Annotated in this window: 20 protein-coding genes; 12 read left to right on the forward strand and 8 right to left on the reverse strand. The window is 71.2% G+C overall.

The window, feature by feature from the left end:
• Positions 1-15: 15 nt before the first annotated feature.
• Positions 16-5,310, forward strand: a complete 5,295-nt coding sequence (locus AB0M82_RS18620) for an LAGLIDADG family homing endonuclease (protein ID WP_364723022.1) — start codon at positions 16-18, stop codon at positions 5,308-5,310.
• A 36-nt stretch (positions 5,311-5,346) separates the two neighbouring features.
• On the opposite strand, the gene AB0M82_RS18625 is transcribed toward AB0M82_RS18620, so the two are convergent.
• Entirely contained in the window at positions 5,347-6,138 is a 792-nt protein-coding gene (locus tag AB0M82_RS18625) for an isocitrate lyase/phosphoenolpyruvate mutase family protein (protein ID WP_364723024.1), read from the reverse strand.
• A 258-nt stretch (positions 6,139-6,396) separates the two neighbouring features.
• Here AB0M82_RS18625 and AB0M82_RS18630 point away from each other — a divergent pair, with 258 nt between their 5' ends.
• A complete protein-coding gene (locus tag AB0M82_RS18630; protein WP_364723026.1) occupies positions 6,397-8,109 on the forward strand; it encodes a hypothetical protein in 1,713 nt (570 codons plus the stop codon).
• Between the two features lie 166 nt (positions 8,110-8,275).
• Here the strand turns inward: AB0M82_RS18630 and AB0M82_RS18635 are convergent, their stop codons facing one another.
• A complete protein-coding gene (locus AB0M82_RS18635) occupies positions 8,276-9,820 on the reverse strand; it encodes an FAD-dependent monooxygenase (protein WP_364723028.1) in 1,545 nt (514 codons plus the stop codon).
• Positions 9,821-9,910: 90 nt separating this feature from the next.
• Here AB0M82_RS18635 and AB0M82_RS18640 point away from each other — a divergent pair, with 90 nt between their 5' ends.
• Positions 9,911-10,618, forward strand: coding sequence for a TetR/AcrR family transcriptional regulator C-terminal domain-containing protein (locus AB0M82_RS18640; RefSeq protein ID WP_364723030.1), 708 nt, complete (start codon positions 9,911-9,913; stop codon positions 10,616-10,618).
• An 80-nt stretch (positions 10,619-10,698) separates the two neighbouring features.
• Entirely contained in the window at positions 10,699-11,445 is a 747-nt protein-coding gene (locus AB0M82_RS18645) for a ferritin-like domain-containing protein (protein WP_364723031.1), read from the forward strand.
• Here the strand turns inward: AB0M82_RS18645 and AB0M82_RS18650 are convergent.
• Positions 11,442-11,990 (reverse strand): helix-turn-helix domain-containing protein, encoded by a 549-nt coding sequence (locus tag AB0M82_RS18650; RefSeq protein ID WP_364723033.1) that lies wholly within the window; start codon positions 11,988-11,990, stop codon positions 11,442-11,444. The genes AB0M82_RS18645 and AB0M82_RS18650 overlap by 4 nt on opposite strands.
• 80 nt (positions 11,991-12,070) lie before the next feature.
• Here AB0M82_RS18650 and AB0M82_RS18655 point away from each other — a divergent pair, with 80 nt between their 5' ends.
• A complete protein-coding gene (locus AB0M82_RS18655) occupies positions 12,071-12,385 on the forward strand; it encodes a multidrug efflux SMR transporter (RefSeq protein ID WP_364723267.1) in 315 nt (104 codons plus the stop codon).
• Here AB0M82_RS18655 and AB0M82_RS18660 read toward each other — a convergent pair.
• The gene (locus AB0M82_RS18660; RefSeq protein ID WP_364723035.1) at positions 12,375-14,387 is read right to left on the reverse strand and encodes a prolyl oligopeptidase family serine peptidase; all 2,013 of its coding nucleotides are present in this window, start codon (positions 14,385-14,387) and stop codon (positions 12,375-12,377) included. The genes AB0M82_RS18655 and AB0M82_RS18660 overlap by 11 nt on opposite strands.
• Positions 14,388-14,628: 241 nt before the next feature.
• Between AB0M82_RS18660 and AB0M82_RS18665 the strand changes: the two genes are divergently transcribed.
• Positions 14,629-15,564, forward strand: a complete 936-nt coding sequence (locus AB0M82_RS18665; protein WP_364723037.1) for a neutral zinc metallopeptidase — start codon at positions 14,629-14,631, stop codon at positions 15,562-15,564.
• Here the strand turns inward: AB0M82_RS18665 and AB0M82_RS18670 are convergent.
• Positions 15,548-16,129, reverse strand: a complete 582-nt coding sequence (locus AB0M82_RS18670; protein WP_364723038.1) for a TIGR03086 family metal-binding protein — start codon at positions 16,127-16,129, stop codon at positions 15,548-15,550. The two genes, AB0M82_RS18665 and AB0M82_RS18670, sit on opposite strands and share 17 nt — an antisense overlap.
• Before the next feature lie 83 nt (positions 16,130-16,212).
• On the opposite strand from AB0M82_RS18670, the gene AB0M82_RS18675 reads away from it, so the two are divergent.
• The 4 genes from AB0M82_RS18675 (at position 16,213) to AB0M82_RS18690 (ending at position 20,258) form a co-directional block, all read left to right on the forward strand.
• Positions 16,213-17,628 carry a PLP-dependent aminotransferase family protein gene (locus tag AB0M82_RS18675; RefSeq protein WP_364723040.1) on the forward strand — a complete coding sequence of 472 codons (1,416 nt, stop codon included), beginning with the start codon at positions 16,213-16,215 and terminating at the stop codon, positions 17,626-17,628.
• Entirely contained in the window at positions 17,625-18,071 is a 447-nt protein-coding gene (locus AB0M82_RS18680; protein ID WP_364723041.1) for a hypothetical protein, read from the forward strand. Before AB0M82_RS18675 ends, AB0M82_RS18680 begins: the two co-directional genes overlap by 4 nt.
• 106 nt (positions 18,072-18,177) lie before the next feature.
• Positions 18,178-18,609 carry a CBS domain-containing protein gene (locus AB0M82_RS18685; protein WP_364723043.1) on the forward strand — a complete coding sequence of 144 codons (432 nt, stop codon included), beginning with the start codon at positions 18,178-18,180 and terminating at the stop codon, positions 18,607-18,609.
• A gap of 257 nt (positions 18,610-18,866) precedes the next feature.
• On the forward strand, positions 18,867-20,258 hold the full coding sequence (locus AB0M82_RS18690; protein ID WP_364723045.1) for a glycoside hydrolase family 43 protein: 1,392 nt from the start codon (positions 18,867-18,869) through the stop codon (positions 20,256-20,258).
• 49 nt (positions 20,259-20,307) lie between these two features.
• On the opposite strand, the gene AB0M82_RS18695 is transcribed toward AB0M82_RS18690, so the two are convergent.
• On the reverse strand, positions 20,308-21,864 hold the full coding sequence (locus AB0M82_RS18695) for a DUF4139 domain-containing protein (RefSeq protein ID WP_364723047.1): 1,557 nt from the start codon (positions 21,862-21,864) through the stop codon (positions 20,308-20,310).
• Between the two features lie 84 nt (positions 21,865-21,948).
• On the opposite strand from AB0M82_RS18695, the gene AB0M82_RS18700 reads away from it, so the two are divergent.
• On the forward strand, positions 21,949-23,757 hold the full coding sequence (locus tag AB0M82_RS18700) for a Xaa-Pro dipeptidyl-peptidase (protein ID WP_364723049.1): 1,809 nt from the start codon (positions 21,949-21,951) through the stop codon (positions 23,755-23,757).
• Between the two features lie 170 nt (positions 23,758-23,927).
• On the opposite strand, the gene AB0M82_RS18705 is transcribed toward AB0M82_RS18700, so the two are convergent.
• Positions 23,928-24,569 carry a response regulator transcription factor gene (locus AB0M82_RS18705; protein ID WP_364723269.1) on the reverse strand — a complete coding sequence of 214 codons (642 nt, stop codon included), beginning with the start codon at positions 24,567-24,569 and terminating at the stop codon, positions 23,928-23,930.
• Positions 24,566-25,678, reverse strand: a complete 1,113-nt coding sequence (locus tag AB0M82_RS18710; protein ID WP_364723051.1) for a histidine kinase — start codon at positions 25,676-25,678, stop codon at positions 24,566-24,568. The genes AB0M82_RS18705 and AB0M82_RS18710 overlap by 4 nt, the downstream gene beginning before the upstream one ends.
• 94 nt (positions 25,679-25,772) lie before the next feature.
• On the opposite strand from AB0M82_RS18710, the gene AB0M82_RS18715 reads away from it, so the two are divergent.
• Entirely contained in the window at positions 25,773-26,627 is an 855-nt protein-coding gene (locus AB0M82_RS18715) for a M23 family metallopeptidase (RefSeq protein ID WP_364723053.1), read from the forward strand.
• Positions 26,628-26,757 lie beyond the last annotated feature (130 nt).

Below are 26,757 nucleotides of genomic sequence, written 5' to 3' on the forward strand. Positions count from 1 at the left end.
AGTGAGGGTTCAACCATGACCGAAACCGTGGGAACCGGGCCCGGCACAGCCGCCGGCAAGAAGAGCAAGGCCGCCGGCGGACTGAGCGCGAAGCGCGTCTTCACGACCGAAGGGCAGCACCCGTACGACCAGGTGACCTGGGAGCAGCGGGACGTCGTCATGACGAACTGGCGCGACGGCTCGGTCAACTTCGAGCAGCGCGGCGTGGAGTTCCCCGAGTTCTGGTCGGTCAACGCCACCAACATCGTCACCAGCAAGTACTTCCGCGGGGCCGTCGGCAGCCCGCAGCGCGAGCGCAGCCTCAAGCAGCTCATCGACCGCGTGGTGAAGACCTACGTCAAGGCCGCGGGTGAGCACGGCTACTTCGCCACGCCGCAGGACCTGGAGATCTTCGAGCACGAGCTCACCTGGATGCTGCTGCACCAGGTCTTCAGCTTCAACTCCCCGGTCTGGTTCAACGTCGGCACCGCGTCGAAGCAGCAGGTCAGCGCGTGTTTCATCCTCGCCGTCGACGACACGATGGAGTCGATCCTCAACTGGTACCGCGAGGAGGGCCTGATCTTCAAGGGCGGCTCCGGCGCCGGCCTGAACCTCTCCCGCATCCGCTCCTCGAAGGAGCTGCTCACCTCCGGCGGCACCGCCTCCGGCCCGGTCTCGTTCATGCGCGGCGCCGACGCGTCCGCGGGCACCATCAAGTCCGGCGGCGCCACCCGGCGCGCGGCGAAGATGGTCGTGCTCGACGTCGACCACCCGGACATCGAGGAGTTCGTCCAGACCAAGGCGCGCGAAGAGAAGAAGATCAAGGTCCTCCGTGACGCCGGGTTCGACATGGACCTCTCCGGCGCGGACATCTCCTCGGTGCAGTACCAGAACGCGAACAACTCGGTCCGCGTGTCCGACGAGTTCATGCAGGCGGTCGAGAACGGCACCGACTTCGGCCTGCGCGCGCGGCTCACCGGCGAGGTGATCGACCGGACCGACGCGAAGAAGCTGTTCCGCGGCATCGCCCAGGCCGCGTGGGAGTGCGCCGACCCCGGCATCCAGTACGACGGCACGATCAACGACTGGCACACCTGCCCCGAGGCCGGCCGGATCACCGCGTCCAACCCGTGTTTCCCGGCGGACCAGCGCGTTGTCACCGACGCCGGCTTGGTCCGTATCGGAGACCTCGTGCGGCGCGCCGCGCAGGGAGAGACGTTCGCCGTCTACACCAACGACGTGACGCACAAGGACACTCCGGCGTCGCGGATCGTCGCCACGCGGCCCACGCGCTACATGGTCACCGGGACCAACGAGATCGTCGAACTCCGTTTCAGCGACGGCTCCCGGCTCCGCTGCACGCCCAACCACCGCGTCTGGACCGAAAATCAGGGCTGGGTCCACGCCGGCAAGCTCAGCGACGCCGACAAGGTGGTGCGCTCGATCGAGCACGCGGCGCGGCCGTACGCGACAGCGGCGCTTCCGCCGCCGGCGATCCAGGCCGCGACGCGGGCGCGCGGCAGGGAACTGCGTGCCGTGCCGGAGAAGTGGACCACCGAACTCGCGCACTACGTCGGCTGGCTCGTCGGCGACGGCTGCCTGACCGACGCGGGCGCGGTCACCGTGTACGGATCCGAATGGGAGCGCGAGAACGTCCTCCCGCGGCACCGTGAGCTCCTCGCCGCGATCACCGGGTTGGCGAGCAAGCCCAGCCTGCAGGCCAACGGCACCGCCCAGCTCCGGGCGATGCGGGGACGGTTCGCCCTGCTCATGCGCGGACTTGGCGTCTCCAAGGAACGCTCCGCCGCGAAGGTTGTCCCGGACGCGATCTATCAGGCGCCCGAGGACGTCGTGACCGCGTTCCTGCGCGGCCTGTTCGACGCTGACGGCTGCGTGGTGAACCAGGCGGTCAAGGGCAACCGGTATGTCGGGCTGGGCAGCCGGTCCGAGGAACTGCTCATCGGCGTGCAGGAACTGCTGGCCAGCTTGGGCATCCGCGGCCGGATCTACAACTCGGAGAACAAGGCCGAATCCTTCCGATACACCACGAAGGACGGAGAGGAACGGACCTACGGCAGCGGTGGTCCCGCGTTCGACCTCCGTATCACCGGACGCCACATCGCCTCCTTCGCCGAGCTGGTCGGGTTCGACCACGCCGCCAAGTCGGCCAAGCTCGCCGACGTGCTGGCGAACCACGAGTTCTACGACGTGGACGAGACCGTGCGCCTGGTTTCGCGGGTCTCTCAAGGGTTCGAGACGACGTTCAACCTGACCGAGCCGCGGAACCACTCGTACATCGTCGGCGGCACGGTCGTCGCGAACTGCAGTGAGTACATGCACCTCGACAACTCGAGCTGCAACCTGGCCTCGCTGAACCTGCTGAAGTTCGTCACGTCCGATGGCACGTTCGACGCGCCGCTGTTCGCCCGTGCCGTCGAGTTCGTGATCACCGCGATGGACATTTCGATCTGTTTCGCGGACTTCCCGACCCAGCCGATCGCCGACACCACGCGGAAGTTCCGCCAGCTCGGCATCGGTTACGCCAACCTGGGCGCGCTGCTGATGGCGCTGGGCCACGCGTACGACTCCGACGGCGGCCGCGCGCTCGCGGCCGCGATCACGTCGCTGATGACGGGTGTGTCCTACCGGCGCTCGGCCGAGCTGGCCCAGGCGGTCGGCGCGTACGAGGGCTACGCCCGCAACGCCGAGGCGCACCAGCGCGTGATGCGCAAGCACGCGGCGGCGAACGAGCTCGTCCGCACCTACCACTCCAACGACGCCGCGGTCCGCGCGCTGGCGACGGAGGAGTGGAAGAAGGGCATCGACATCGGGACGAAGCACGGCTGGCGCAACGCGCAGGCGTCGGTGCTCGCGCCCACCGGGTGCCTGACCGCCGACACCCTCGTGACGACCGATCGGGGATTGGCCCGGCTGTCGGAGCTCGGTGACCTCTACGGTGACCGTTGGCAGGACATCGACCTCACCGTGTCGACCGACGAGGGGCCCCGGCAGGCGACGAAGTTCTTCGTCAACGGCGAGGAGCCCACCCGGCGCATCGTGACCAAGGGTGGCTACCGCATCCAGGGCACGCTCGCGCACCAGGCGAAGGTGGTCGACGTGGAGACCGGGGACTGGGTGTGGCGGCGTCTCGCCGACGTCCAGCCGGGTGATCTCGTGCCACTCCAGCTGGGTGGGCTGGTCGGTGAGCCGCGGCGGGTTCCCCTGCCCGTGCTTGACCAGGCGTACTACACCGATGATCGTGCGGTCGACGTTCCGGACGTCGTGGACGAGGACCTGGCTGAACTGGCCGGGTACTTCATGGGTGACGGGAGCTTGCACGCCAAGGGGATCCGGTTGTGTGTCGCCGACACCGATCCGGACGTCGTGACGCGGCTGCAGGTCCTGGCGAAGGGTTTGTTCAACCTCGACCCCGTGGTACGGCAGTGCGTCGGGTACCGCGAGGTGACGCTGCAGTCGGTGCGGTTGGCGAGGTGGTGGAAGGCGGCCGGTTTCGCGAAGGAACTGCCGGGTGCGGACCACGTGGGCAAGGGCTGGACGCCGAGGATCCCCGCCGCGGTCCGGGAGACGAACGCTCCCGCTGTCTACGCGTCTTTCCTTCGCGGGCTTTTCGAAGCCGATGGCACGGTGCTCGAAGGTGTGCCGAGTGTCTCGACCGCTTCGGAGCTGTTCGCCGAGGACGTCCGCACGTTGCTGTTGTCGCTGGGAATGGTGTCGACGACCCGGGCCACCACGAGCGGACGGGGTGGGACGCTGTACCAGATTCGCCTGCGCAACGTCGATCACGCGCTGATCTTCGACGAGGTCGTCGGATTCATGGGCGGCCGCAAGGACAGGGCGATGGTGGCGGTCGAACCGCGCGCTTCCGCGAAGGGCGACCGGATTCACCTGCCTCGTCCGGTGTGGGACGACCTGGTGCCGGCCGGGCACGGTTCCCGGGACGCGGTCGTGCAGTCGCTCAGGAAGACCGGAGGCGTGCCGCGCATGCTCGCCCGCCGGATCTTCGGCGAGACGTTCGACCAGCGGCTCGGACATGCGCTCGGCTACCTGTTCGAGCCCGTATTGTCCAATGAGGACGGGGGAGTGCAGCCGACATTCGACCTGTCTGTCCCGGAGAACGTGACCTACGTGGCGAACGGGTTCGTGAGTCACAACACCATCGGCTTCATGATGGACTGCGACACCACCGGGATCGAGCCGGACTTCTCGCTGGTGAAGTTCAAGAAGCTGGTCGGCGGCGGCTCGATGCAGATCGTCAACCAGACGGTGCCGCGCGCGCTGACGGCGCTCGGTTACCCGGACGAGCAGGTCGAGGCGATCGTCGAGTACGTGGCGCAGCACGGCCACGTCGTCGACGCGCCGGGGCTGCGGCCGGAGCACTACGAGGTGTTCGACTGCGCGGTCGGTCAGCGGTCGATCGCGCCGATCGGCCACGTGCGGATGATGGCCGCGGTGCAGCCGTTCCTGTCCGGCGCGATCTCCAAGACGGTCAACATGCCGGAGTCGGCGACGGTCGAAGAGGTCGAGGAGATCTACTTCCAGGGCTGGAAGCTCGGGCTCAAGGCGCTGGCCATCTATCGCGACAACTGCAAGGTCGGCCAGCCGCTGTCGACCGGCAAGAAGGACACGGCGGCCGCCGAGCCGGAGAAGGCCGTCGAATACCGGCCGGTGCGCAAGCGCCTGCCGAAGAAACGCCCGAGCCAGACGGTGTCGTTCACCGTCGGCGGCGCGGAGGGTTACCTGACGGCGGGTTCGTACCCGGACGACGGCCTCGGCGAGATCTTCGTCAAGCTGGGCAAGCAGGGCTCGACCCTGGCCGGCGTGATGGACGCGTTCTCGATGTCGATCTCGGTGGGCCTGCAGCACGGCATCCCGCTCGAGTTCTACGTCTCGAAGTTCTCGAACCTGCGCTTCGAGCCGGCGGGGATGACCGACGACCCGGACATCCGCATCGCGACGAGCGTGATGGACTACCTGTTCCGCCGGCTGGCGCTGGACTACCTGCCGTACGAGAAGCGTTCGCAGCTCGGCATCTTCTCGGCGGACGAGCGTTCGGCGGAGGTCGAAGCCGGCTACGGCGGCCCTGGCGTCGACCTCGAGACACTCCAGTCCACAGTGGATTCTTCGCCGGAGCCGCACGCCGACGAGACCGGGCACCCGCACCGCGAAGCCCAGACGACGACGGAGCTGATGGAACTCCGCCTCGGCAAGGCGGCGGACGCCCCGCTCTGCATGACCTGCGGCACGAAGATGCGCCCGGCCGGCTCGTGCTACGCCTGCGAAGGCTGCGGCGCGACGTCCGGGTGTAGCTGACGTTCTTCGGGCTGAACCGGGCGTCGCCCGCCCGGTTCAGCCGAAGAACTCCTGCAGTTCGGCAATCGGCGGCAGGTCGCCGACGAACCCGAACCGCCCCGCACGCATCTCCCGCGCTCCGTCCATGAACGACTTCAGCGCCAGCCGGGAGAGCGCCGCCCCGATGCTGACGCGGCGGACTCCGATCTCGGCCAGCCGGTCGAGGGTGATCGACGGATCCGCGAACCCCATCACGACGTTGACCGGCTTGCCCACCGACGACACCACCGCGCGCATCTCCTCCAGCGTCCGCAACCCCGGCGCGTACAGGACGTCGGCGCCCGCTTCCTCGTACGCCTGCAACCGCCGGATCGTGTCGTCGAGGTCGTTGACGCCGAGCCAGAGGTTCTCGCAGCGGGCGGTGAGCACCACCGATCGGACGTGGGCCGTCTCCACCGCCGCGCGGACGCGGTCGACGGCCAGCCCGATGTCGTAGATCGGCTGCCGGGGATCGTCCGTGAGGTCCTCGATCGACGCGCCGACCGCGCCGGCGTCGGCGGCCGCGTCGATCATCTTCGCGGCTTCGGCCGGGTCGTCGGCGAAGCCGTTCTCGAGGTCCGCGTTGACCGGCAGAGGGGTCGCTTCGGCGATCTCCCGGACGTTGGCCAGGATCTCCGCCCGGGTCGCGCGGGTCCGGCCGGCCACGTTGGCCACGCCCAGGCTCGTCGTGGCGAGGGCTTCGAAGCCGAGCCCGGCCAGCAGCCGGGCGGTTCCGGCGTCCCACGGGTTCGGCAGCAGGAAGGGTTCGGGTCGCTCGTGCAGGGCGCGGAACTCGTCGGCGGTCGTCATGGGTCGAGCTTGCGCCCGCGGCGGCCGGCGGACAATGCCCCACGCGCGGCGCCGAGCACCGGAGGGTGCGCTAATCGCAGCGAATCGCGGATAACAACATGGTTTTCGTCATTCTGAGCCAGTATTTCCTCCGGTTAATCGTCACGTTCGACCCCGCGCGCCGTCTATTCACTCGTCCGAGTTATCGTGCTCCCCGGGGGATTTCAAGTCGATTCCCTCTCTAGTGCACTCTGGTGCGGAACCGGGGGGAAATCCGCGATGACCTCGCTCATTGTCGACGAACCGACGCCGAAAACGGCAAGACCCCGACGCGGTGAGCGGCGTGGCCAGTGGCTGATCGGGCTCGTCCTCGCGGTTTTCGCCGTGCTGGCGTGGCAGCGCCGCTGGGTGTGCGACGACGGCCTGATCGTCCTGCGCACGGTGCAGAACCTGCTCGACGGGAACGGCCCGGTGTTCAACGCCGGCGAACGCGTCGAAGCCAACACGAGCACGCTGTGGACCTACCTCGTGGCCCTTGGCGGCCTGCAGCCGTGGCTGCGGCTGGAGTGGGTGGCGGTCGTCCTCGGGCTGCTGTCCGCCGTCGGCGGCCTCTTCTTCGGGCTCGACGGTGCCCGGCGCCTGTTCCCGGACCGGCGGATCGTGCCGGCCGGCGCCCTGGTGGTCCTCGGGTTGCCGCCCTTCTGGGACTACGCCACGTCGGGGCTGGAGACGGGGCTGGTCACGCTCTGGCTGTCCCTGGTGTGGTGGCGGCTGGTCCGGCACGCGACCGGCGGCCCGGTCCGGATCCTGCCGACCCTCGTGCTGATCGGCTGCGGCCCGCTGGTGCGCCCGGAGTTCGCCCTCGTCTCCGCGATTACGTTCGTCGCGCTGGTGGCCGTCGTCCGGCCGGGCTGGCGCCGCGGTCTCGGGTGGCTCGCGCTCGCCGGTGTGGTCCCGGTGGTCTACCAGGTGTACCGCATGGGCTACTACGGGCTGATCACGCCCAACACCGCCCTGGCGAAGGAGGCGACCCAGTCCCGCTGGGATCGCGGGTGGTTCTACCTCGTCGAAATGTTCGCCGCCTACTGGCTGCTGATCCCGGTCGCGCTGCTGCTCGCCGTCGCCGTGCCGGCCCTGCGGGGCCGGGAGCGGACGACGCTCGTGGTCGCGCTCACCCCGGTGGTCGCCGGGGTGGTGCTCGGGCTGTACGTCACCCGGGTCGGCGGGGACTACATGCACGCCCGGATGCTCCTGCCGGTGCTGACCTGCCTGCTCCTGCCGGTGATGGTCGCCCCGCTGACCCGGTGGACGGCCCCGCTCGTGGTCGCGCTCGTGGCCTGGACGGTCGTCAGCGCCGTCGGCCTGCGGCCGGTCTCCGCCGAGCAGCACAAGATCGGCGCGTACGGCATCAGCGACGCGCGCGTGTTCTGGGTCGACTCCACGCACAACGAGCACCCGATCACCGCCGACGACGCCGCGAACCTCGTCGGGTACATGCCCGATCTCGCCGCGGCGCGGGCGGGGAAGACCGGCCCGACCGTCGCGGTGAAGGTGAACTTCGTGTGGGTGGTCTTCCCGGGGACCCGCACGGTGGTCTCCACTCCCGGCGCGCTCGGTTTCCCGGGGCTCCTGCTGCCGCGCACGGAGACCGTGATCGACGACCTCGGGTTGGCCAGCCCGCTCGCCGCGCACAGCCTCGCGGTGCCCGGCAGGCCGGCGGGGCACCAGAAGAAGCTCTCGGTGGCCTGGGTCATCGCGGACGCCGGGGCCGGGACTCCGGAACAGCTTTCGGCCGCCGGGAACGAACTCGTCTACTCGGAGGAGATCAGGGCCGCGCGCATTGCGCTCACCCGGCCGGAGATCCGCGAGATGCTCGACTCGGTCCGGGCCCCGCTCACCTTCGGGCGGTTCCGGGACAACCTTCTGCACGCCTTCGGCCGCAGCCGGCTGCGCTACCACCCCGAGCCGTTCACCGCCCAGTGGGGCGGGTGAGCCCGGCCTGGGTCGACCAGGTGACGTTCCCGCGAATGTCCTTGAAGGGCAAGGCGTTCGTCTCGGCTGACCAGGCGGGTGGTTCCGCCTGGTCAGCCGAATGCCTGGGGTGGCTCGGAAATCGGCGGCAGGCCGGCGACGAACCCGGCTCACTCCATGAAGGACTTCAAAGCGAGCCGGGAAAGCGCGCCAGGATCCGGTCGACCACCCGGCCGAGGTCCCCGGACGCCGTCGTGCTCCGCCAAGCGACGAAGTGGTCCGGCCGCACCAGGACGGCGCCGCCGTCGGCGATTCCCGTGGCCGACAGCCAGGTTTCGTCCTCGACGAGGTGGGCGTCGATGTCGAGTCCCCTGGCCGCCTCGAGCCAGGCGGCGCGGCCGGTGAGCAGGGTGAGGCGACGGCCAACGAGGTCCAATGTGGACACGCTGTCGGTCAGCCAGGCGTGGGGGACGCGCGATCCCGGCGTCCCGTCGAGGATGACCTCTTCCGTGGACGGAAGTTCGGGCCGGGCGTCGAGCACCGCGGCCGAGTCATAGCGGTACCCGAGGTGGACGACCGGTGCGTTGACCACCCCGGCCGCCGCGCGGGCGGCCGCGGCGGCCGGGCTCTGCTCCCAGTGCAGGCGGGGGTCTTTCAGCCGTAGCAACGCTTGTTCGAGCGCCAGCGCCGCCACCGGACGGCGTTCGGTTTCGTAGGTGCCGAGCAGCGCCGGACCCGCCGAACCGTCGAGCACCGCGGCGAGCTTCCACGCCAGGTTGTGCGCGTCGGCGATGCCGGTGTTCGCGCCGAACGCGCCGAGGGGCGGGACAGCGTGCGCCGCGTCGCCGGCCAGGAACACCCGGCCGGCCCGGAACCGGTCGGCCAGCAGCCCGCGCACCCGCCACGGCAGCACGCTCAGGACCTCCACCGCCAGGTCCGGGTCGCCGACCGCGGCGCGGATCAGGGCACGGCAGCGCTCCGGCGAGAAGGCCTCCGCCGGCTCGTCGCCGAGTTCGGTGTGGAAGATCCAGTCCTTCTCGGCGTCGACGGTCACCAGCATCCCCGGCGACTCCGGCGTGGTGATGGTGCAGTTCGCGAAGTGGAGGCCCTTCGTGTACCGCGTGAGGTCGGCGCGGAACAGGATGTTGAGCAGCGGCCGGCCCAGCGCGCCCGGGCCCGTCGTGCCGATGCCGAGCGCGGCGCGCAGCTCGCTGCGGCCGCCGTCGGCCGCGATCAGGTAGTCGGCGCGCACCTCCCGCCGCCCGTCCGGGCCGTCGAGCACCGCGGTGACGCCGGCGTCGTCCTGCTCGGCCGAAACGAACGTGGTCGAGTACGCGATCGTCGCCCCGCGGTCCCGCGCCGCGCTCAGGAGCACCGAGTCGAGCCGGTCCTGGGGGCAGGTGCCGCGCAGCGTGCCCGGGCTGAGCTTCGAAGCGACGAGGTTCGGGCTGTTGGGGCGCGCCGGCGGCGTGTCGGGCAGGTCCGCCGTGGCCAGGGTCCTGGCGGAGATCTTGCCGAGCGTGGCCGACGGCCGGACGGCGACCGCCTCGACGTCGTCCGCCATGCCGGCCTGGCGGAAGAACTCCATGGTGCGGAAGCCGAGCCCGGTGGCGCGCGGGTGCGCGGACGGGCCGGGCGCGCGTTCGGCGACGAGCGACGGGACGCCGTGGTGGGCGAGGAAGAGCGCGGCGGACAGGCCGACGGTGCCGCCGCCGGCGATCAGAACCTTCATGAGACACCCCAGTGGTTACAGTGTTGTCGTTACGGATACACCGTAGCCACTGAGGTACGCTGTTCGCAACGGACGACGGGAGGAGCGCGGATGGCCGACGAGCCGGCGCTGGTGTGGGCCAAGGAACGGCGCAGCCCGCGGCGTCAGGCCCCGAGCGTCGAGCAGATCGTGCGGACGGCGATCGCGATCGCCGACGCCGAAGGGCTGCCGGCGGTCTCGATGCGCCGGGTCGCGACGGACCTTGGCTCGGGCACGGCGTCGCTGTACCGCTACGTCGCGAGCCGGGACGAGCTGGTGGACCTGATGATCGACGAGGTCACGGGCGCCGAAGACACCGGAGGCGCCGGGCTGACCGGCGACTGGCGCGCCGACCTGGCGGCGGTCGCCCGCCAGGCCCGCGCGACGCTGCTGCGCCACCCCTGGCTGAGCGGCGCGCTCCCCGGCCGCCCGGCGCTCGGGACGAACTCCCTGCGCCGCCACGAGGCCGCCCTCGCGGCGGCGGCGGAGCTGGCCGACGACATCACCTTCGCGGCGTCGGCGGTGGACGCGGTGCTGGCGTACGTGTTCGGCAGGGTGACGCAGGAGCTGGCGGAACTCCAGGCCCAGCGCCGCTCGGGGCTGACGAAGGAGCAGTGGCAGGCGAGCGTGGGCCCGTACATCCGCGACGTCATCGAGAGCGGGAAGTACCCGCAGTTCGCGCGCCGGGTGATCGAGGGGGAGGAGCGGAGTGCGGAGGAGGCCTTCGAGTTCGGCCTGAACTGCGTCCTCGACGGCATCGCGGCCCGCGTGCCGCGCTGAGCCGGCTCAGCCGTCGGTTCTCACCGGATCTCCACGGAAGCGTCCCATCTCCTCCACGTCGGTCGGGCATCATCGACGTGATGACCTACGCACACTGGCTCCAGGACTTCGAAACCGAGGCCGCACGCAGGCGGCAGCGCGAAGATCCGCCGTGGTCGCGCGGGGCGCGCCTGCATCCCGACGTCGCGCGGAGCGTGCAGCGGTTCCAAGTCGGCGAGGCCGGCGATGGTGCCAACCTCATCGCGAAGGCCGCCGGTGACGACGGCTATCTCGCCGCCGTGAAGCTCTTCGTCGCCGAAGAACAGAACCATGCCCGGATGCTCGCCGAACTGCTCGGCGCGGCCGGGGTGCCCATGGTCGCGAGCCACTGGTCGGACACGGTGTTCGTGCGGTTGCGGCGGGCGCTCGGGCTGCGGCTCGAACTGATGGTGCTGATGATCGCCGAGGTCGTCGCGCTGCGGTACTACCGGGCGCTGCGCGACGGCACGGACGACCCGCTCGTCACGCAGGTCGCCGCCCGGATCCTCGCCGACGAGGAGCGGCACGTGCCCTTCCACTGCCATCGGCTCCGGATCGCGTTCGAGAGCCTCCCCAAGGCCGTGCGCGCCGCGGTGTTCGGCGGCTGGCGGGTGCTGCTGCTCGGCGTCGCGCTCACGGTCGCCGCCGATCACGGCCCGGCGTTGCGCCGGCTCGGCGTCGGCCGGCTCGCGTTCGTCGCCGACGTGCTCACCGCCTTCGAGGCCGCGCTCGCGCGGATCCGTGGCGAAGAGCCGAAACCGAAGCCGCGGTACAACCCGAAACGGGCCCGGCCGCGCGGGCTTCTCTAGAGCGACCGAAGAGCCAGCTCCCGCAGCGTCGCCGTGATCCGCTCCGGTGCCACTCCCCGCGCCGTCTGGTGCAGGAACAGCTCCGGTGCCAGCGGGGCCAGCAGGACGTCGGCCAGGACGTCGGGGTCCGAGGCGCCCGCCGCTTCCGCCAGGACCCGGACGTGCGTGCGCCAGAAGCCGTACGCGCCCGTCGTGAAGCGCGAGTGACCGACCTCCGTGCCCAGCACCAGGTGCGCGTGCCGCTCCAGCAGGGCCACCATCGCCGCGTAGAACGCGGCCAGGCGCTCGCCCGGGGACGCCCCCGGGCCCAGGGGCGGGTCGCCGCGCAGCAGGGACTCCTGCAGCCGGCGCTCGTGCTCGTCCAGCAGGGCGACGGCGATCGCCGCACGGTCCGGGTAGCGGCGGTACAGCGTTCCGCGGCCGACGCCGGCCGCGCGCGCGATGTCCTCCATCGTCACGTCCGCCGCGCTGCGGGCGGTGAACAGCTCCTCCGCCGCCGCGAGGATCTTCGCGCGGTTGCGGGCCGCGTCGGCGCGTTCGGGCATGCCGCGAAGCCTAGGGAATATCCGGACATGGCGTCCAGTTCACCTAACCGGACACCGTGTCCACCTGGGAGGAGGCCCCGATGGGCTGGATCACGCTGGTCGCGGCCGGGCTCGTCGAGATCGCCTGGTCGCAGAGCATCAAACCGACGGAGAACTTCACCAGGCCGTGGCCGACGCTGCTGTGCTTCGTGCTCGGCGCCGCCGCGGTCTACCTGCTGTCACGGGCGATGGACACCGTCCCGGTGGGCACCGCCTACGCGGTGTTCACCGGGATCGGCGCCGTCGGCGCGATCGTGCTCGGCGTCGTCGTGAACAAGGACCCGCTGAGCCTCGGCCGGGTGGCCGCGCTGGCCCTGATCGTCGGCGGCGTCCTGCTCGCGCGCGTCACTTCGTGAGCTGCTCCCACAGGAACTCGAACACCAGCGCCCATTTGAACGCCAGCTGCTCGTTGTCCGCCGCCGCGCCGTGGCCGCCCTCGATGTTCTCGTGGTACCGGACGTCGTGCCCCTGCTCACGCATCCGCGCCACCATCTTGCGGGCGTGCGCGGGGTGCACGCGGTCGTCGCGCGTCGACGTCACGAACAGCGACGGCGGGTACGCACGTCCACTGTGGACGTTCTGGTACGGCGAGTACTTCGAGATGTACTCCCATTCCGCGGTCTCGTCCGGGTCGCCGTACTCGGCCATCCACGACGCGCCGGCCAGCAGGAGGTGGTAGCGGCGCATGTCCAGCAGCGGCACCTGGCTGACGATCGCGCCGAACCGCTCCGGGTAGCGCGTCAGCATGACACCCATCAGCAGCCCGCCGTTGCTGCCGCCCTGGATGCCGAGCTTCGCCGGCGTCGTGATGCCGCGGCCGACCAGATCCCCGGCCACCGCCGAGAAATCCTCGTACACGCGGTGCCGCTCGGACTTGATCGCCTGCGTGTGCCAGCCGGGCCCGTACTCGCCGCCGCCGCGGATGTTCGCGACGACGTAGGTGCCGCCGCGCGCGAGCCAGCCGCGGCCGATCATGCCGCTGTAGGACGGCGTCAGCGAAACTTCGAAGCCGCCGTAGCCGGTCAGCAGCGTCGGGCCGCCTTCGGCGCCGGACGGCCGCACGACGAAGTACGGGATCTTCGTGCCGTCCTCCGACGTCGCGAAGTACTGCGTCACGTCCATGCCCGCAGCGTCGAAGAACGCCGGAGCCTGCTTCAACACTTCGACCTCTTCGCCGACGTGGCCGTAGCTCAGCGTCGACGGCTGGAGGAAGCCGCTGGAGTTCAGCAGGTACTCGTCGCTGACGTCGGGGTCGGTGTCGAAGATGTCCGCGCTGCCGAACTCGGGCCCGCCGGCCAGTGCCGTGTCCTGCCAGCCGTCCGGGCCGGGCGTCAGGGTGCGCAGCTCGGTGCGGACGTCGCGCAGCGTGCCGAGCAGCAGGTGGTGGCGCGTCCAGGCCCAGTAGTCGAGCGAGGTGTGCTCGTCGGGCGTGAAGAGCGTCGTGAAGGACCGGTCCCCGGCCATGAAGGCGTCGAAGAGGATCGCGATCAGCGAACCCGCCGGGTGCTCGGCGCCGCCGACCGTCCACGCCGTCCGCGGCCGGACCAGGAGCCATTCGCGGTGCACGGACGCGCTCGCGTCGTCCGGGACGTCGATCTTCACCAGGCCGCCGGGCGTCCGCAGGTACAGCTCCGAGCGGTAGAAGTCGATCGCACGGCTGACGAAGTCGCGTTCGAAGCCTTCGGTCGGGTCATGGGACGCGCCGATCGAAACGTCGTCGGGCTTGCCTTCGTAGACCAAAGTCGCAGCGTCGAGCGGCGTCCCGCGGCGCCACTCCTTCGCCACCCGCGGGTATCCCGAGCTGGTCAGCGAGCCCGGGCCGAAGTCCGTTCCGATGTAGACGCGGTTTTCGTCGATCCAGCCGATGCGCGTCTTCGCCTCGGGGACGGTGAAGCCACCCTCGACGAATTCGTGCGCGTCGAGGTCGAACTCGCGGACCACCGTGGCGTCGGCGCCGCCACGGGAGAGCTCGACCAGGCCGCGCCGGTAGTCCGGCCGCAGCACGGTGGCGCCCTGCCAGACCCAGTTCTCACCTTCGGCCTCGGCCAGCGCGTCGACGTCGAGCAGCAGCTCCCACTCGGGTTCGGCCTGCCGGTAGGACGCCAGCGTCGTGCGCCGCCACAGCCCGCGCGGGTGCGTCGCGTCCTGCCAGAAGTTGTAGAGGAACTCGCCGCGGCGGCGCACGTACGGAATCCGGTCGTCGGCGTCGAGCACCTCGCGCAGCTCGTCACGCAGCTCGGCGAAGCGCGGCCCCGCGGTCAGCTCGGCCAGTGTCTCGTCGTTGCGGGCGCGCACCCAGTCCAGCGCGTCATCGCCGGTCACTTCTTCCAGCCACAGATACGGATCCTCGAAACTCATGCGTTCAGTCTCGCCCGCGCCCGCCGCCCGCGGCCACCGGGCGGCGTTCTCGTTTCGTGATCCTGGCCTCTTCGGCGGTCCGTATGCTGATGACCAGCGCCGGGGGGACGCGTGCTCGGGCTTGTCCGTGCCGGTCCGGCGGACGAGCCAGGGGGCGAACGTGTACGACGCCGACGGAAGGCCTGGTCTTCCCGGGCCGCCACCACCGCCGCCATCGGCCCGGCCGCCGGAACCCGCGTGGGTGCCGGAACCGAACCCGTGGGCGCCGAACTGGGCCGCCGCACCGCCCGTCCCGATCGCCCCGCCGCGCAACCGGCTCTGGGGCGCCGTCGCCGGGGTCATGATCGTCGTGCTCGCCATGTCGCTGATCGCGGCCACCATCCCGCGCCGGGTGGACGGGCGCGCCTTCGCCGCGCAGGGCGCCGACACCGGCCGGGCGTACGGCGGCACCGGCTCGACGTCGACCGGGAAGCCCCCGGCGGCCGTGCCGGAGCTGGCCGGCAACCCGCTGCTCGCCGAGGGCATCAGCCCCGGGCCCGCCACGTGCTCCCTGCCCGACCTCGGCCGCGCCGCCGAGCAGCTCAAGGCCTACTACCAGGCGCTCGCCGAGTGCCTCGAGCAGTCGTGGCGCCCGGCGCTGGAGAAGGCGAACGAGCCGACGCTGACCGCCACCGTTTCCGTCACGCTGCCTGAGCACAGCGCGTGCGGCAAGGCGCCGACGGAGAACGAAGCCGTGGCCTACTACTGCGGCGGCGACGCCACGATCTACGCGCCCACCGACTGGATGCTGGCCGACGCGGGCCTCAACAAGGCCCGGCACATCGCGACGATCGCCCACGAATACGGCCACCACGTCCAGCGGGAGAGCGGCATCCTGTCCGCGGCGGCGGACAAGATGACCTCGCCGAACGAGGACAGCGCGGCCGACAAGGAGGTCGTCCGCCGGATCGAGCTGCAGGCGAACTGCTTCGGCGCGCTGTTCCTGGCGGCCGTCGCGGGCTCGGGCTCGGTCAGCCGGTCGCTGGCGAACGCCGCGGTCGCCGACTACGGCCGGGCCAACGACAGCGACACCCACGGCTCGCGCGCGCACCAGCTGGCCTGGGCGAAGGCCGGCTACGACGGCAAGGCCACGAAGGCCTGCGACACCTGGAGCGCCCCGGTCACCGAGGTCGGCTGAGGGTCCAGGCGGGGTCGCGGCCGAGGAGGGCGAGGAACCGGTCGAGCTCGCTCGCGTCCGGCGGGACGTCGACGCGGCGCGCGAACGAGCCGTTGACTTCGCGGCCCTCGGCCGGGATGCGCTCGGCCAGCCGCAGGGCGGCGTCGACGGCTTCGGCGTCCGGCTCGTAGGGGAGACCGAGCGTGCGGGCCAGGTCCCAGCCGTGCGCGACGGTGTCGACCAGGTGCATGTGCAGGGCGACCGTGCCCGGGAACGTGCCGAAGTGGTTGATCGTGAGCCGCCGGTCCAGGACCGCGTCGTCGGCGATGGCGTCGAGGAAGTCGTCGACGGAGGCCTGGTAGGCGGCGTACGCGTCGTCCCCGAGGTCACCGCCGTCCCAGTCCGGGGCCGAGCCGTCACGGGCCGCGGCCGCGAAGGCGTGGTTCTCGCTGACCTGGTGGCGGAGCAGATCGGCCAGGGTCCAGCCGGTGCACGGGGTGGGGCGGGCGAGGTCGGCGGGCGTCGCGGCGGCGACGATCTTGTCGAGGACGAGCAGGGCCCGGCGGTCGAGTTCGCGGAAATCCATGGTTCGCACGCTAAGCGGGGGACCGGACCACGAACAGTGCCAAATCCTCGGCAATCTTCGTGGGCCAATCTAGACTCGGGCAGGTGGAGATCCACATCGACCTGACCGGGACGCGCGGCCACCGCGACGCGATCTACCGGCAGCTCCGCGCGGCGATCCTGGCCGGCCGGATCCGGCCGGGCGAGGCGCTGCCGCCGACCCGTGAGCTCGCGCAGCGGCTGGCGGTCTCCCGGACGACGGTGAGCGCGGCCTACGACCGGCTCACCGCCGAGGGGTTCCTCGCCGGGCGCGTCGGCGCGGGCACGTTCGTCACGGCGATCCCGGGGGCGCGTCCGGCGCCGGCGCCGGACGTCCCCGGCGTGCGGCCGCTCCCGGAGTGGGACGCGGTGCCGCCGCCGCCCGCGCCGTTCGCCCCGGCGCCGGAGTTCGACTTCCGGCCCGGTGTCCCGGATCTCTCGCTGTTCCCGTTCGACACCTGGCGCCGTCTCGTCACGCAGCGGCTGCGCGCCGGCCAGGCCGATCTGATGACCTACGGCGACCCGCAGGGCCACGCCGCGCTGCGCGCCGAGATCGCCCGGCACGTCGGGGTGGCGCGCGACGTGCGGGCGAGCGCCGCGCAGGTCGTGGTCACGGCCGGGGCCCAGCAGACGACCGACCTGGTCGCGCGGGTGCTGCTGCGGGACGGCGACCTGGCCGCCGTCGAGGATCCCGGGTACCCGCCGCCGAGGCTGGTGCTCGGGGCGCGCGGCGTCCGGGTCGCGCCGGTGCCGGTGGACGACGAGGGCATCGTCGTCACGGCGATCCCGGCCGGGACGCGGCTGGTCTACGTGACGCCGTCGCACCAGTACCCGCTGGGCCTGTCGATGTCGCTGGACCGCCGTCTCGAACTGCTCGACTGGGCCGAGCGGCACGACGCGGTGATCATCGAGGACGACTACGACACCGAGTTCCGCTACACCGGACGGCCACTGGAACCGTTGCACAGCTTGGATTCGCGGGGCCGCGTCGGGTACGTCGGGTCGTTCTCGAAGGTGCTTTCGCCGGCCCTGCGGCTCGGGTTCCTCATCGCGCCGCCGTCGCTCGTGCCCGCGCTCGTGAAGGCCCGGTACCTGACCGACTGGCACGCGCCGAACGTCGAGCAGGCGGCGCTGGCGGCGTTCATGGCCGAAGGCGGTTTCGCCCGGCACGTCCGGCGGATGCGGAAGGTCTACCGTGCGCGGCACGAGCTGCTGTCCCGGCTGCTCGCCCGTGACTTCGCGGACGTCCTGACGCCGTTGCCGTCGACCGCGGGCCTGCACCTGAGCGCGGTTTCGGCCGTCGACGCGGGCCCGCTCGTGAAGGCCGCGAGACGCCACGGCGTCCGGCTGTACTCGCTGGGGGACTTCGCCGTGGGCGAGCGGCGGCACGGGCTCGTCTTCGGTTACGGTGCGGTCGCGGCCGAGCGGATCGAGCCGGGACTGGCCCGGCTGCGGGCGCTGTGGGACGAAGGAGCGGCATGACCGACGACGTGATGGTGGCGATCGACGCCGGTCTGCGGCAGCACATCGGCGGCGACCGGGCCGGCGCGTACGCGACCTTCACGGCGTTGTGGGCTTCGATCGGACCGGATGGTGACCCGCTGCACCGCGTCGCGGTCGCGCACCACATGGCCGACGTCTGCGACGACCCGGCCGAGGAACTCGAGTGGGACCTGCGCGCGCTCGCGGCGGCGGACTCGCTGACCGACTCGCGGGCCCAGGAGTACCACTCGTCCCTGGCCGTGCGCGGGTTCTACCCGTCGCTGCACCTCAACCTGGGCGAGGACTACCGCAAACTGGGTGACGTCGCGGCGGCCCGCGAGCAACTGGCCTTGGCGCGGTCCCGCCTCGACGCCCTGGGCGACGACGACTACGCCGCCGGAATCCGGCTGGCGCTGGACGGGTTGGCCGAACGGCTCGGCTGAACCAACCGCACGGCAATACCACGAACACGCCCCGTTTGCCGGACTTTCGCGCTGGCCCGGGTGGCCCTAACCTGTGGTGATCCAGTTCCCGACGGGAAGGATCGCCATGCGGATTGCGGATCTGCTGCGAAAGAAGGGGTCGGCGGTCGCGACGGTCACCCCGGACACCACGGTGACCACGCTGCTCGCCGGACTGGCCGAGCACAACGTCGGAGCGATGGTGGTCGTCGCCCCGGACGGTTCGATCGCGGGAATCGTCTCGGAACGCGACGTGGTCCGCCGGCTGAACGAGCGCGGCCCCGGCCTGCTCGACGGGCCGGTGTCGGAGATCATGACGACACTGGTGGCCAGCTGCGGCCCGGACGACTCGGTGGACCAGTTGTCGGTGCTGATGACCGAGCGGCGGATCCGCCACGTTCCGGTCCTCGTCGACGGACGGCTGGCCGGGATCATCTCCATCGGGGACGTCGTGAAGAACCGGATGGAAGAGCTGGAGCAGAGCCAGGAACAGCTCCAGGCCTACATCTCCCAGGGTTAGCGCCCCTTCTGAAGGCCGCTGTCAGGGCACCTGCTGCCCTGGCAGCGGCCTTCAGGAGCGTTCGCGTCGCGTCGTCCGGGGCGCCGGCGGAAACCGGGCGTTGACTTCAGCCGGTCGTTCGCTGAGGATGTGGCGTACTCGCTGGACATCACACCCGAACCCCGGTCGTCAATGGCAACCCGGGGCGAGCGCCACAAAATGTTAGCGCTAACAACCCGATTTGGCGGGTTCGGGGATACACGGATCGGGGTAACGCAATGAAGCGTCGGCAACTGCTTTCCGCCGTGGGCAAGGCAGCCGTGGTGATCGGCGCGAGCTCGGCAGGCGCCCTGCTCCGCCCCGGCACCGCCGCGGCGGCCACCTACTCCGGCTACGCGATGGCCTACTTCACCGAGTCGCCGACGATGGCCGGCGCGAACTACGGGCTGCACCTGGCCGTCAGCTCCGACGGGCTGAACTGGACCCCGCTCAACCAGAACAACCCCGTCGCCACCCCGACCCTGGGCAGCACCGGCCTGCGTGACCCGTTCATCCTGCGCAAGCAGGACGGCACCTTCGTCGTCATGGCCACCGACCTCAAGGGCACCGACTGGAACTACCAGAGCCAGTACCTGCACATCTGGGATTCCGCCGACCTGCGCACCTTCACCGGCTACCGGCTGCTCAAGGTGCACTCGCTCGCCACCCACGCCTGGGCGCCGGAGGCGTACTGGGACGCCTCACGCGGCCAGTACGCCGTCGTGTACTCGGCGGTCAGTGGCGGCCACAACATCCTCATGGTCAACTACACGACCGACTTCGTCACGGCGTCCGCGCCGCAGGTCTTCTTCGACCCCGGCTACGACACCATCGACGGCAGCTTCGTCAGCGTCAACGGCGTCAACTACATGTACTACAAGAACAACACCAACAGCACCCTGCTCGGCACCCGGTCGAGTTCCCTCGCCCCCGGCAGCTTCAGCGGCTACACGAGCGCGATCTCGCCCGGGCGCGGGGTCGAGGCGCCCAACATCGTCAAGTCGAACAGCGCCGACGTCTGGTACATGTGGGGCGACACGTGGAGCCCGAACGGCCGGTTCTTCTGCTGGCAGACCAGCGATGTCGCGAGCGGTTCCTGGACGCTGCTGAACGATCGCGCCTACACGCAGCCGCTGAACTCCAAACACCCGGGCCTGACACCGATCACCGCCACGGAGCTGACGAACCTGGTGGCCAAGTGGGGAAACCCGGCCTGGAACCGGATCAAGTCGTACAACTTCCCCGACCGGTACGTCCGGCACGCCGACGACGTGGCGCGCATCGACCCGTACCCGTTCGACCCGTACACCGACCAGCTGTGGACGCTCGTCCCCGGCCTGGCCGACCCGGCCGGCGTGTCGTTCCGGTCGGTGAACGTCCCGGACCGCTACCTGCGGCACGAAAACTACGCACTCGTGCTCCGCGCCGACGACGGCACGGCACTGTTCAAGTCGGACGCCACCTTCTACCGCACGGCGGGCTTCGCCGACTCGTCCTGGACGTCGTTCCGCTCGTACAACTTCCCCGACCGGTATATCCGGCACTGGAACTACGAGCTGCGGATCGACCCGGTCTCCAGCGCTTCGACGACCACGGTCAAGCAGGACGCGACGTTCCGCGTCGGCTACTGACACGGCTGTGCCGGCACGGCTACCGACACAGCTGTGCCGGCACGGCTGCTCACTCCCGCCAGCCGGTCAGGTCCACGCCCTTCGCCACATCGACCCGGTAGGACAGCGTGACCAAACCGGTCTCGCCCGGTGCCAGCGTCAGCCGCCACGTGAACTCGCCCAGAGCGGACGTCTCCACCGGGTCCGGAGACGTCTTCACGTCCTTCACCGTGATCGTGTCGTCGCGGGACACCGGCGCTTGGTCCAGCACTGTCACCGTGGCGGGGCGCGACCCGTGGTTGCCGACCGAAATCTTGTACTCGGCCTCACGCCGCTTCTGCCCGGACAACGTCGCCTTCGAAGCCGTCCGCCGGACCAGTTCGCGCTCCACCCGGATCCGGTCGTCGACCCCCAACGCCAGCTCCAGTTCCTCCCCGGGAGCCCACGCCTCCAGCGTCGTCGTCCCGACGAACTCCGCGTCGTGGAACACCGAAGCCCGCCCGGGACGCAAAGCGTGGTCCGAAGTGTTCACGACCGTCGCCCGCAGGTACGCCTCCTCCGCCAGCACCGGCGCCGTGACGTATCCCAGCGAAGCGGTGAGATCCAGCTGCGCCAGCGTCGTCCGGTGGCCCTGCGCGCCCGAGGGCACCGCCACCGGTCGAGACGGCCGGTAGGTGACCGCTGTCGTGCCCTGCTCGACCGCGGCGAACTTCGACGCCATCGAATCGGCCGACGCCGCGAACCGCGCCATTCGCGCGCTCTCGGGGATACCGCCGCCTGCCGCGCCGTACGCGGCCGCCGGCGCCGCGGGGACCGGGTGGACGCGGTCGAGGTACCACGGCCGCAGTTCCGGCACCACCACCGCGACCGCCGGCCGCGCCGTCGACAGCGCCAGCTCGCACTCCGGCCAGTCCTCGCCCGTGTGCTGGCTGACCAGCCCGTACGACGTCACCGTGACGTCGGCGCCGCGGACCCGGATGTCGTAGCCCGGCTCCCAGCTCGCGCCGGGGACCACATAGGACAGTTCCAGCTCGGCCGAACCCGACGGATCCGAGATCTCCAGCTCCACGACCACCGATGTACTGTCCTGTTCGGACTGTGCGCTGCGCGCCTCGATCAGGCGGTCGAGCGCGGCGAGGTCGTCGCGCAGCCGGGCGATCCGGTCGGTCAGCACCCGCCGCGCCTTCAACGCCGAGGCGAGCCGTCCGCTCAGCGCGTCGGTCACCTCGGCGACGCGTTCCGGCGCGGCGGTCCCGGCCGCCAGCGCTTTCGCGAAGCTGCCGCCGCTGCGCTTCGCGAGCGAAGTCAGCAGATCCACCTTCATCGCTTCGGCCGCTTCGTCGTCCATGACGCCGTCGAGCGTGGCTTGGTCCGAACGCCGTTGCTCGACGAGCGCGCGCAACGCGGCGTCGGCCGGCGAAGCGTGCCGCTCGGTCCGCACGTCGACGCCGGTGATCAGCGCGGGCCCGGTCCCGGTGACGCGCACCGACCCCGGATCGAGCGCCAAGGGCAGCCCGGCGAACGTCACGCGCGGCCCGCCGTCGAGCGGGGTCCGGCCCCGGCGGGTGATCCGGGCCTGCTGCGGGTAGACGGTCACGGCGGCGATCGGCGCTTCCACGGTCGGCATGCCCCCGACGTTAGTCTCTTGACACCCCCGCGGCGGGGGCGGAAGTCTCGGAGGTCGTCCGCTTCGCCCGGCTTGGGGGTTTGAGTGAAAGCCGCACGAACCGCAGTCCTGCTCCTCGCGCTGGTGAGCCTGCCGCTGACCGCGGTATCGGCGGAAGCCGCCGATCCGCCGGTCCCGGTCTTCACCGGCGGCGAGGCGCAACCGGTGTTCGACCCGGCCGACGTCATCCGCGAGGACGTCTGGGTCACCGCGCCGGTCGACAGCGACCACGACGGCGCCGACGACCTGGTGCACGCCCAGGTCGTGCGCCCGCGCGCGACGCAGCAGGGCCTGAAGGTGCCGGTCGTCTACCAGGCCAGCCCGTACTACGCCGGCGGCAACGACATCGCGAACCACGACGTCGACGTCGAGCTGTACGCGCCCGGCCACGCCCGCGGCCCGGAAGGCCCGCGCGTCGCCGCGCACGGCGTCGGGCCGGCCGTCCCGATCGGCTGGCGCTACCAGAACTACTTCACCGCGCGCGGGTTCGCCGTGGTGTACGGCGAATCGCTCGGCACCGGGCTCTCGACCGGCTGCCCGACCACGGGTGACGTCAACGAGACGATCGGCGCCCGCGTGGTCGTCGATTGGCTCAACGGCCGCGCGCCCGCGCGCGACGCCGCGGGCGCCGCGGCGAAGGCGGACTGGACCACGGGCAAGACCGGCATGATGGGCGTGTCCTACAACGGGACGCTGCCCAACGCCGTCGCGAGCACCGGCGTCGAAGGGCTCGAGACGATCGTGCCGATCGCCGCGATCTCCAGCTGGTACCAGTACTACCGCAACGACGGCGCGGTGGTCGCCGCCGGCGGGTTCCAGGGCGAGGACGCCGACGTGCTCGCGGAGTACGTCTACACCCGCGCCGACCGGCAGGTCTGCCGTCCGGTGATCGACGGGCTGGCCCGCGACCAGGACCGGGTGACCGGCGACTACACGCCGTTCTGGGACGTCCGCAACTACCGCGACGACGTCGGCAAGGTGCACGCGTCGGTGCTCGCGGTGCACGGCCTCAACGACTGGAACGTCAAGACCGAGCAGGTCGCGACGTGGTACGAAGCGCTGAAGGCCCGCGGCGTCGAGCACAAGATCTGGCTGCACCAGTCCGGGCACGCGGACCCGTACAACCTGCGGCGCGACGCCTGGCTCTCGACGCTGAACAAGTGGATGTCGCACTACCTCTACGGAATCGACAACGGCATCCAGAACGAGCCGAAGGCGACGATCCAGCGCGAGGACCTGTCGTGGACCGACGAGGCCGACTGGCCGGCGCCGGGGACGTCCGACGTGCGCGTCTACCCATGGCCGGGCGGCCGCTCGAAGGGCGCCATCGACACCAGCAACCCGGTGCCGGGCACGGCGGCCGTCGAAACCCTCGCCGACGACTCGGCGAAGACGATCGAGCAGCTGGCCGGCCTCGCTTCGTCCGGGAACCGGCTGTTGTACGCGACTTCGGCGGCGAAGCAGGCCGTACGGCTTTCCGGCACGGCACGCGCCGACCTGGCGCTGTCGTTCGACCGGCCGGCGGCGAACATCTCGGCGATCCTGCTCGACCGCGCCCCGGACGGCACGTCCCACGTGATCAGCCGCGGCTGGACCGACCCGCAGAACCGCACGTCGCCCGCGCGGACGGAGCCGATCACGCCGGGCCAGGGCTACCGCGTCGGCGTCGAGCTGATGCCGAAGGACTACGTCCTCGCGGCGGGTCACCGGCTGGAGTTCCTGCTGGCCTCCAGCGACCACGACTACACGCTGCGGCCGAAGCCGGGCGCGGGGCTGGCGCTCGACCTGACGAAGACGTCGGTGACGCTCCCGGTCACGGGCGGCAAGCCGGCCCTGCGAGCCGCGTTCGGCTGACGCTGCCGGGGGCACGGTCCCACCCTGGGTGTTCCACCACAACGCGAACATCCCGCCCGGCGAAGGACCAATCCGGCCGAAAGTAGGCGGACACGGGCCGCAGCCGATCCGCACGAGGCAACGGTTTCCGCCGTGACTGCCGTCGGATTGGTACCCAACAGCACAGTGAGTCAGCCGGCGATGCCCGCCCGGTAGGCGAAGGCGACGGCCTGCGCGCGATCGCGCAGGCCGGCCTTGGCGAACAGGTGGTTCACGTGCGTCTTGACGGTCGCTTCGGCGACCACCAGGGTGCGCGCGATCTCGGTGTTCGACAACCCGGCCGCGATCAGCCGCAGCACCTCGATCTCGCGGGCGGTCAGGCCGTCGATCTCCTTGACCCGCTTGGGGGTGCCGCGCGCGGCGGCCTCGACGAGCCGTCGCTGCAACTCGCCGTCCACTGTGGACTGGCCGGCGGCGGCCGAGCGCAGTGCCCGCGCGATGGCCTCGGCGTCGGCGTCCTTGGTGAGAAACCCGCGGGCGCCGGCGCGCAGCGCGGCCAGCAGCGATTCGTCGTCGGCGTAGGTGGTGAGCACGACGACCTCGGTGCCCGGGTGCTCCGCGTGGATCCGCTCGGTGGTCTCGACGCCGTCGCAGCGCGGCATCCGCAGGTCGACCAGCACGACGTCGGGGTGGTGCCGGGCGACCAGGTCGAGCGCGGCGAGCCCGTCGGCGGCGGCGCCGACCACCTCGACGCCGGGCAGCAGCCCGAGCAGTGTGACCAAGCCTTCCCGGACCACCGCCTGGTCGTCGGCCAGCACGACGCGCAGCGTCACGTCGGCACCGTCAGGTGAATCCGCCATCCGTCCTCCCCCGGCCCGCTCTCCAGCCGCCCGTCGAGCAGCGCGACGCGTTCGCCCATCCCACGCAAACCGTAGCCTGCGGCCGGCGTGTCCGGCGGGCGCCGGCCCTGGCGGTCGGCGACGGTCAGCGCGACGGTCCCGGCCGCGTAGCCCAGCGTGACCTCGACGTCGGCGTTCGCCGCGTGCTTGCGGGTGTTGGCCAGCGACTCCTGCACCGCGCGGACCAGCGCGGTGCCGACGGCCGCGTCGAGCTCACGCGGCTCGCCCTCGACCGTGAGGCCGGTCCGGGCCCCGCTGTCCAGCCGGTACGCGGTCAGGAGGTCCGCGATCGCGCGTTCGACCGGGACGGCGTCCTCGCGCAGCGCGGCCACCGCGTTCCGCGCCTCGGCGAGGCCTTCCGAGGCCAGCTTCTGCGCCCGTTCGACCTGCGCCAGGGCGTCCGGGCTCGCGCCGTCGCGCATCAGCATGAGCCGCGCGCCCTGCAGGTTCAGCGAGAGCCCGGCCAGCGAGTGCGCCAGGACGTCGTGCAGTTCGCGGGCGATGCGGGCGCGCTCGGCGAGCGCGGCCGCGCGGGCGTGCTCCTCGGTGGCCGTCTGCGCGCGGGCCAGCGCCAGCTCGGTCTGCTCGATCCGGGCGAGCCGGGTCCGCCGGTTCAGCCCGAGCAGCACGACGACGGCCAGGACCGCGTACGTCGGCAGGGCGCCTTCCCAGTCGTCGCGATCGGTGGCCCAGAACGTGATCGCGGCCAGGTCGATCGCGACCGCGAGCACGATCGGCGCCTTCGACTGCCGGAGCACGACGAAGAACGTGGTGCTGAACATCGCCACCGACGCCCAGCTGTTCGGCAGCTGCGTCCACAGCGTGCTCGTGCTCGCGAGCACGGTGAGGGGCAGCGCCGGCGCCAGCCGGTGGCCACCGGCGTCGTAGCCCCACAGCAGCGGGATCGACAGGACCAGGGTGATCCCGATCAGGACCCAGGCGAGGGTGTCCGCGCGGGGCGTCGCGGCGAACATCGGCACCGCGACGAGACCCCAGCGCAGCCAGGCCTGAGCGTGGGGGAACGCGGCCCGTCCGGTCGTCAATTCGCGCTCCTCCGCGGGTGCTTGTACGGAAAATGTACCGACTCGGACTTGGCTTCGTGGCGTCAAGATGTCCCGTTTGTCAGGAGGTTTCCCCATGTCCAGGTTGCGACGGCTCGCCCTGCTCGCCGCCGCCGTGGCGCTCCCCGCGCTCGGCCTCACCCTCGCCGGCCAGGCGCCCGCGTCCGCCGCGCCCAACTTCCAGGTGCCGTTCAAGTGCGGGGTCACCGTGGACGCGGCGACGTTCAGCGGTCACAACCCGGAGTACTCGGTCGACTTCCAGAAGTCGGGCATCACGGGCATGCCCGTGCTCGCTTCGGCCGCCGGAACGGTGACGCGGGTGGAGAACGAGGGCACCGCGAGCTACGGCCGGTGGATCGAGCTCGACCACGGCGGCGGCTGGCGCACCCGCTACGCGCACCTGTCGACCCAGTCGGTTTCGGTCGGGCAGTCGGTCACCGGCGGCAAGCAGCTCGGCACGGCGGGCGCGACCGGCCACGTCAGCGGTCCGCACCTGCACTTCGAAGAGCGGCTCGACGGCATCGTGCAGAAGGCGAAGCTGAACGGCGTCGCCGTGCCCTACTACGCGCACACCAACTTCACGAGCAAGAACAACTGCGGTGGCAACCCGTACTCCGCCGAAGAGGTCTGCGGCGACGGCTTCTCCGTCGTCGACCAGCAGGCGCTGGCCAACTCCTCGGGCACGGCCTACCTGCTGTACAACGCCTCCACCAAGGCGAACTGCGTGACCACGATCAAGGCGACGTCGCTCGGCACGGCCAGCGCGGTCTCCGCATTCCTCGAGGTCCAGGGAGCGACCCGGACGACCGATTCCGGCAACTTCACCTACTACGCCGGGCCGGTGAAGAAGACCGCCGACTCCACCTGCGTCAAGTGGGGTGGCTCGGTGGGTAGCAACACCTACGAGAGCGGGTTCGAGCACTGCGACTGAGCGGACCCGGTCGGTGGGGCCGGGCAGCCTAGCCCACCCCACCGACAGGAATCCGCCGCCCGGCCGGGGCCGGGCCGGATCCGTCCACATCGGCCCCGTCCATCCACAGATTTGCCGCCACCGCCCCATC

Source organism: Amycolatopsis sp. NPDC051128, assembly GCF_040682715.1.
In the GTDB taxonomy this organism is placed as follows: domain Bacteria; phylum Actinomycetota; class Actinomycetes; order Mycobacteriales; family Pseudonocardiaceae; genus Amycolatopsis.